The organism is Trueperaceae bacterium (assembly GCA_023954415.1).
In the GTDB taxonomy this organism is placed as follows: Bacteria; Deinococcota; Deinococci; order Deinococcales; family Trueperaceae; genus JAAYYF01.
This window is the reverse complement of record JAMLIB010000011.1, coordinates 119,291-126,568: the sequence shown is the minus strand read 5'-3', so window position 1 is coordinate 126,568 and position 7,278 is coordinate 119,291. Positions and strand designations below refer to the sequence as shown.

The window sequence follows — 7,278 nt, the reverse complement described above, 5'->3', positions numbered from 1 at the left end:
GCCCCAGCTCCTCGACGAGCCAGCGGGCGGTGCTGCCCGTGCCGAGGCCGAGAAGCATGCCGCTGTCGACGAGGGCTAGGGCGCGCAGCGCCGCCGCCCGTTTCATGGCCTCGGGGCCGGTGATCGCTTCGCTCATGCTCCGGAGCATACCGTCAGGTGCCGGCGGGTCGGCGGCGCTTCGGTGCGTGGGAACGTTCCAGCGCGCGGTCGCACCGGCGCGACCGGCCGGGTGGGGCCGCGCGGTCGCCCGCCTAGCCGTTATCCTGTACCGCGTGTCACCGGCCGGCATCCCCAGCATCGTGCTCGCGAGCGGCTCGCCCCGGCGCTCCCAACTGCTCGCCGGCCTCGGCCTCGCCTTCACCGTCGTCGTGCCGGAGGTCGACGAGACGCCTGAGCCCGGCGAGGCGCCCGCCGCGCTGGTCGAGCGCCTCGCGCGCTCCAAGGCGCTGGCCGTGGCGACCGACCACCGCGCCGCCCTCGTGATAGCGGCCGACACCACGGTGGCGGTGGACGGCGTCATCCTCAACAAGCCGGCCGACGAGGCCGAGAACCGCACGTTCGTGCGGCGGCTCGCCGGTCGGGAGCACGACGTGTTCACCGGCCACGCGCTCGCGTACCGCGGCGAGCTCGAGACGGTCGTGGTGCATAGCGCCGTGGTCTTCAGGCCCCTCTCCGACGGCGAGATCGCCCGGTACTGCGCCACGGGCGAAGGGCTCGACAAGGCCGGCGGCTACGCCATCCAGGGCAGGGGCGCCGCGCTGATCGAGGGGCTGAGGGGCTGCTACCCGAACGTCATGGGCCTCAGCCTGGTGAACGTCGTGCTGGCCGCGAGGCGGCTGGGGGTCGAGCTTGTCTAGCCTCCTGCGCGCCTGGTACCTGTTCGTCGCCCTCGGGCTCTTCACCGTGCTGTTCACGGCGTTCGTCGGCACGGTGCCCGCGGACGTGACGGCCGCGGTCGCCCTGCCGCACGAGCTGCTCCACCGCGCGGGAACGAACGTCAGGCTCGCGCTGGAGAGCGCGTTCGACAGGCGCGACCTGCGCGCGCTCGTGTCCGAGTTGGCCGAGCGCCTCGCCGAGGAGGAGGAGGCATCCAGGCAGCTGGAGCTCGAGCTGGAGCGCTACCAGGAGGCCGTGACCGTGGCCCGGACGCAGTCGCCCGGGGTGCTCGCCGTTGCGCCGGTCATCGGGAGCGATGCCGGCGCGGAGCTGACCCGCCTGCGCGTTGGGCTCGGCGAGAGCGCAGGCGTGCAGCGGAACCTGCCCGTCACGGTCTCCGAAGGGCTAGTAGGGATCGTCACCGACGTCGCGTCGGGGTCCTCCATCGTGCGCACCGTCGTCGACCCGCAGTCGCGCGTCGGCGTGACCGTGCGGGGCAAGGGCGGGCAGGGCGTGGCCGTCGGTGAGGTGGGCGGCCTCGTGCGCGTGTCGCGCTTCATGCTCGACCAGCCCATCGTGGTCGGCGACGTGGTGGAGACGTCCAGCTTCGGGGGCCTGTTCCCGGCCGGCATCAGGGTCGGCGTCGTCATCGAGGTCGAGCCCGTCGACCCCAACGACCTGCGCCGCACCTTCATCGTGCGCCCGAGCGTCGAGCTGGGCACGCTGCAACAGGTCGTGCTGCTCGCGCCGCAATGACAGGCGGCGCCCGCCCGAGCCGCCGAGCGGCTACTTGACGACGAAGTTGACGAGCTTGCCGCGCACGACGATGGAGCGCACGACCTCCTTGCCATCGACGTGCTTCGCCACGTTGGCGTCCGCCTTCGCGGCGGCGAGGATGGCGGCGTCGTCCGCGCCTGCCGCCACCTCGACCTGACCCCTCAGCTTGCCGTTGACCTGCACGGCCATCTGCACCGTGTCGGCCACGAGGGCGGCCGGGTCGTACGTCGGCCACGTTTGCAGGTGCACCGAGCCCGTCCTGCCGAGGCGGTGCCAGAGCTCCTCCGCGATGTGCGGCGCTATCGGCGCCAGGAGCAGGAGGAGGGTCTCGACGCCCTTGCGCCACGTCGCGCTCGCCGCCAACCCGGCCGAGCGGCCCTTCTGCAGCGCGCCCTGCAGCGTCATGAGCTCGGCGATCGCCGTGTTGAAGCGGAACGCCTCGAAGTCCTCGGTGACTTCCTTGACGGCGTGGTTGATGGCCCGGTTCAGTTCGACCTCGGAGCCGGCGCTTGGCGCGTCGGCCTTGGCTTCGTCGACGACGAGGTTCCAGACGCGCGCGAGGAAGCGGGCCTGCCCCTCGATGCCGCTGTAGTTCCACGGCGCCCCCTGGTCCCACGGCCCGAGGAACATGAGGTAGGCCCGCACCGTGTCGGCGCCGTAGCGCGCGACCAGGTCGTCCGGGTTCACGACGTTGCCGCGCGACTTGGACATCTTCTCGTTGTCCGCCCCGAGGATCATGCCCTGGTTCCTCAGGCGCTTGAACGGCTCGTCGCACGTCGTCAGGCCCATGTCGCGCAGGACCTTGGTGAAGAAGCGCGCGTACAGGAGGTGGAGGATGGCGTGCTCGATGCCGCCCGTGTACGTGTCGACCGGCGTCCAGCGCGCGGCCAGCTCCGGGTCGAACGGGCGCGCGTCGTCGTGCGGGCTCAAGTACCTGAACCAGTACCAGGACGAGTCCATGAAGGTGTCCATGGTGTCGGTCTCGCGGCGCGCCTTGCCGCCGCAGCTCGGGCAGGCCGTCTCGAGGAAGGCGGCGTGCGTCTTGAGGGGCGACTCGCCCGTGGGCATGAACGCCACGTCCTCGGGCAAGAGCACGGGCAGGTTCTCGAGCTTCTCAGGCACCATGCCGCACGCGTCGCAGTAGACGACGGGGATGGGGGTGCCCCAGTAGCGCTGGCGGCTGATGAGCCAGTCGCGCAGCCGGTACGTCGTCTGGGCGCGGCCGAGGCCGTTGCTCTCGAGGTACTCGATGGCCGCGGCGATGGCCGGGCTGGCGCGGCCCTTCTCGCCGTTATGCGCGAGCCCGTCGAGTGGGCCGGAGTTGACCATCACGCCCGGCCCTGCCCACGCTTCCGTGAGCTCGGCCGCGTTCACCGCGCCGTCGACGCCGTCCGGTCGCACGACGGGCACGATCTCGAGCCCGAAGGCGCGCGCGAACTCGAAGTCGCGCTGGTCGCCGTACGGCACGGCCATGATGGCCCCCGTCCCGTAACCCATGAGCACGTAGTCGGCGATCCAGACCGGGATGCGGGCGCCGTTCACGGGGTTGACGGCGTAGGCGCCGAGGAACTCGCCCGACTTCTCCTTCGTGTCCGCCATGCGGTCGAGGTCCGTGCGGTGGGAGGCCTGCTCGACGTACGCCCTCACGGCGTCCCGCCGCTCCTCGCTCACGAGCTTCTCGACGAGCGGATGCTCGGGGGCCAAGACCATGAACGTGGCGCCCCAGAGCGTGTCGGGGCGGGTGGTGAACACCACGATGTCGTCGCCCGTCTCCGTCTTGAACGTCACCTCGGCGCCCTCGGAGCGGCCGATCCAGTTCGTCTGCATGCTGACGACGCGCTCGGGCCAGTCGAGCGACGAGAAGTCGAGGAGCTCGTCGGCGTAGCGCGTGATGCGGAAGTGCCACTGCGGCATGAGGCGCCGCTCGATGAGGGCGCCGGAGCGGTCGCCTCGTCCGTCGATGACCTGCTCGTTGGCGAGGACCGTCTGGTCGACCGGGTCCCAGTTGACGAACGACTCCTTGCGGTAGGCGAGGTCCTGCTCGAGCATCTTGATGAAGAACCACTGGTTCCACTTGTAGTACTCGGGGTCGCACGTGGCGAGCGACTTGGACCAGTCGAACATGGCGCCCATCTGCTCGAACTGCTCGCGCATGCGCGCCATGCGCGTGGCGGTGAGTCGGGCGGGGTGGACGGACGTGTCGCCGGCCCTGGCGGCCTTCACGGCCGCGTTCTCGGCCGGCAGGCCGAAGGCGTCGAAGCCCATGGGGAAGAGCACGTTGTTGCCGCGCATGCGCAGGTAGCGCGCCGCGGCGTCGGCCGGGGTCTCGGCGTACCAATGACCGATGTGCAGGTCGCCGGACGGGTACGGGTACATCGTCAGGAAGTAGTAGTTGGGGCGGCTCGCGTCCTGGAGGTCGACCTCGTAGATGCCCTGCTCGCGCCAGCGCTGTTGCCACTTCTTCTCGATGGCGTCCGGTGAGTAGCGCTCGGCGTGACCCGTGGCGCTCGTTATCGTGTCGGTCATGGTTTCTCCAGTATAGGTCGGGAGGTTCGCCGCCCGCGCCCTTGACGCGGCGATCTTGGGGCCAGGGCTGCCTTCAAGACGAGACCCCGGCTGCCGTGCCGGGGTCGACGCGCGTGGGAGGGCCTGGCGGGGCTACCCAGAGCGCGCCCTGCTGAATAGTGCTAGGCAGCACCGGAAGGTCATGCCTTGGCGGGCGTCGGCCATGCGCGAATGGTAGACGCTGTGACCGGCACTGTCAACGTAGGTGCGTCCGCATGGGGCCGCCGCCGGACGGCGGCGCCGCGAGGAGGGCGGTAGACTTGAGCCGCAAGGCCGGTCAGCCGGCCTCGGATCCCGATCGCCCGGTGCCGCAGCATGAGCGCCGCTACCTGGAGGAAGCAATGGACTTCGACCTCATCGTCATAGGCTCCGGACCGGGCGGCTACCACGCCGCCATCCGGGCCGCGCAGCTCGGCCTCAAGGTCGCCTGCGCCGAGAAGGGCGCGATCGGCGGCGTGTGCCTCAACGTCGGCTGCATCCCGACCAAGGCCCTCCTGCATGTGGCGGACGAGCTGCGCGGGGCCAAGGAGGCGAGCGAGTTCGGCGTCGACTTCGGCACGCCGAAGGTCGACCTAGCGGCCGTCGACAAGTGGAAGCTCGACGTCGTCAAGAAGCAGTCGAGCGGCGTGGGCATGCTCTTCAAGGGCAACAAGGTCACGGTGCTCGAGGGCGAGGCGCGCTTCACAGGCCCCGACACGGTCGAGGTGGCTGGCAAGCGCTACCAGGCCAAGAAGTTCATCGTCGCCACCGGCTCCCGCCCGGCCGCCATCCCGGGTTTCGAGCTCGATGGCGACCGGATCGTCGACTCCACCGGTGCCCTCACCATCGGCAAGAGCGTGCCGGCGCGCCTGGTGGTCATCGGCGCCGGCGCCATCGGTCTCGAGTTCGCGGACGTCTACTCGGCGCTCGGCAGCGAGGTGACGATCGTCGAGATGCTCGACCACATCGCCGGTCCCGTGGACGCCGACGCGAGCAAGGAGCTGCGCAAGGCGCTCGAGAAGGCCGGGATGCGCATCCTGACCTCCACGAAGGTCCTCGGGCAGAAGGCCACCAAGAAGGGCACGGAGGTGACCGTCCAGGGTCCGGACGGCAAGGAGGAGGTACTCGTCGCCGACCGCGTGCTGGTCGCCGTTGGCCGCAGGCCGAACGGCGCGGGGCTCGGCCTCGAGAACGCCGGCGTGAAGGTGGACGAGCGGGGCTACGTCCCCGTCGTCAACGACCACATGCAGACGAACGTCGCCAACATCTACGCCATCGGCGACGTCGCTCGCGCGCCGCTCCTGGCCCACAAGGCCATGAAGGAGGGCGTCGTGGCTGCCGAGCACGCCTCGGGCATGCCGAGCGCCTACGACACGGTCGTGCCCAGCGTCATCTACACCACGCCGGAGCTCGCGAGCGTAGGCATGACGGAGAAGGAGGCGACGGACGCCGGCTTCGAGGTGCGCGTCGGGCGCTTCCCGCTCGCCGCCTCCGGCCGCGCGGCCTCCATCGGCGTGGCGAGCGGCCTCATCAAGCTCGTCGGCGACGCCAAGACGGACCTGCTCCTCGGCTTCCACATGGTCGGCCCGAACGCGGGCGACATCGTGTCGGAGGCGGCCCTCGCCATCGAGATGGGCGCCACGCTCGAGGACATCGCCCTCACGCAGCACCCGCACCCGACGATCTCCGAGGGCGTCATGGAGGCCGCCGAGCACGCCCACGGCAAGGCCATCCACATCGCCAACCGCAGGCGCTAGCCGGTAGCGGGCCAACGCGGTTCGGCCGCCCGCCTGCGTAGCGGGCGGCCGAACTCGCAGCGTTCGCTCAGGTCGTGTAGTCGGCGTTGATGCGGACGTAGCCCTCGGTGAGGTCACAGCCCCAGGCAGTGCCCTCCGCCGTCCCGACACCCAGGTCGACCTCGAGGAGGACGTCGGCGGTGCGCAGCGCGTTCGAGACGGCGCGCGCGTCGTACTCGAGGGGCTGGCCCCGATAGAGCTCCGTGCCCTGCGCGATCACCACCGCGCGAGCCATGTCCATGGCCACGTCCGAGCGGCCGGCGGCGGCCAGGATGCGCCCCCAGTTCGGGTCGGCCCCGTGGACGGCAGTCTTGACCAGGCTGCTGCCGGCCACCGTGCGCGCCGCGCGGCGGGCCTCGACGTCGGTCCGCGCGCCCGTCACGCGCACCGTGATGAGCTTGGTGGCGCCTTCGCCGTCGCGGGCGATCTGCTTCGCCAGCTCCGTCGCGACGTTCCCGAGCACCAGCTCGACCTCGTCGGCGTCCGTCGGCACCAGGTTCGACGACAGGGCGACGGCCATGTCGTTCGTCGACGTGTCGCCATCGACCGTGAGCTGGTTGAAGGTGCGCTCCACGACGCGCTGCCACATTGGGCGCAGCGTCTCCTGGTCGACCTGGGCGTCGGTCATGACGAACGCGAACATGGTGGCCATGTTCGGGTGGATCATGCCGGAGCCCTTGGCCACGCCGAGCACGCGGGCGCCGCTGGCCATGCTGGCCGTCGCGACCTTCGGGGCGAGGTCGGTCGTCAGGATGGCCTTGGAGAAGCCGTCGGCGTCCGCCGAACGCTCGGCGGCGAGGCGCGGCATGGCGGCGACGAGCGCCTGGAGCGGCATCTTGTGGCCGATCACGCCGGTACTGGCGCTGACGACCTCCTCCGGCCCTGCTAGCCCGAGGGCGTTCGCGGCGGCCGCCGCGAACGCCACGTCGTCGCTCACGCCCTGCGCGCCGTTGGCGCAGTTGGCGTTCCCGCTGTTGACGATGACGGCGCGTACGGGCCCACCCGCGGCGGCGAGGGAGCGGTCGCGCGCGACGCAGGGGGCGGCGGCGGCGTTCTGCGTGGCGCTGTACGCCCAGGCGAGCGGAGCCGGCGAGTAGATGACCCCGAGGTCCGGCCGACCGGAACGCTTGACGCCGGCCGTGACGCCGGCCAGCTGGAACCCTTGCGGAACGTTCACTGCTTGCCTCCTAGCGCGTCGCGGGCTGCCGCCGGCGACGCCGCGTGAACTACGGTTCGCGCCGGCATCTCTGCCGTGCCGTGGAACGGTGCCCGCGGCGCTTCGGGC

The 7,278-nt window shown here is 71.1% G+C and carries 5 protein-coding genes; 3 read left to right on the top strand and 2 right to left on the bottom strand.

What is annotated here, in order from left to right:
• The first annotated feature begins 272 nt into the window (after positions 1–272).
• Together M9914_13050 and M9914_13045 are read left to right on the top strand one after the other, a co-directional pair.
• Complete coding sequence (locus tag M9914_13050; GenBank protein ID MCO5175102.1) at positions 273–857, top strand: Maf family protein; 585 nt, start codon at positions 273–275, stop codon at positions 855–857.
• On the top strand, positions 850–1,632 hold the full coding sequence (locus M9914_13045; GenBank protein ID MCO5175101.1) for a rod shape-determining protein MreC: 783 nt from the start codon (positions 850–852) through the stop codon (positions 1,630–1,632). The genes M9914_13050 and M9914_13045 overlap by 8 nt, the downstream gene beginning before the upstream one ends.
• Positions 1,633–1,662: 30 nt before the next feature.
• Here M9914_13045 and leuS read toward each other — a convergent pair whose 3' ends face one another.
• Complete coding sequence (gene leuS, locus M9914_13040) at positions 1,663–4,179, bottom strand: leucine--tRNA ligase (GenBank protein ID MCO5175100.1); 2,517 nt, start codon at positions 4,177–4,179, stop codon at positions 1,663–1,665.
• A gap of 299 nt (positions 4,180–4,478) precedes the next feature.
• Between leuS and lpdA the strand changes: the two genes are divergently transcribed.
• Positions 4,479–5,954: a dihydrolipoyl dehydrogenase gene (lpdA, locus tag M9914_13035; GenBank protein ID MCO5175099.1), complete on the top strand. Its 1,476-nt coding sequence runs from the start codon at positions 4,479–4,481 to the stop codon at positions 5,952–5,954.
• A gap of 67 nt (positions 5,955–6,021) precedes the next feature.
• Here the strand turns inward: lpdA and argJ are convergent, their stop codons facing one another.
• Positions 6,022–7,170, bottom strand: coding sequence for a bifunctional glutamate N-acetyltransferase/amino-acid acetyltransferase ArgJ (gene argJ / locus M9914_13030; GenBank protein MCO5175098.1), 1,149 nt, complete (start codon positions 7,168–7,170; stop codon positions 6,022–6,024).
• Positions 7,171–7,278: the final 108 nt, after the last annotated feature.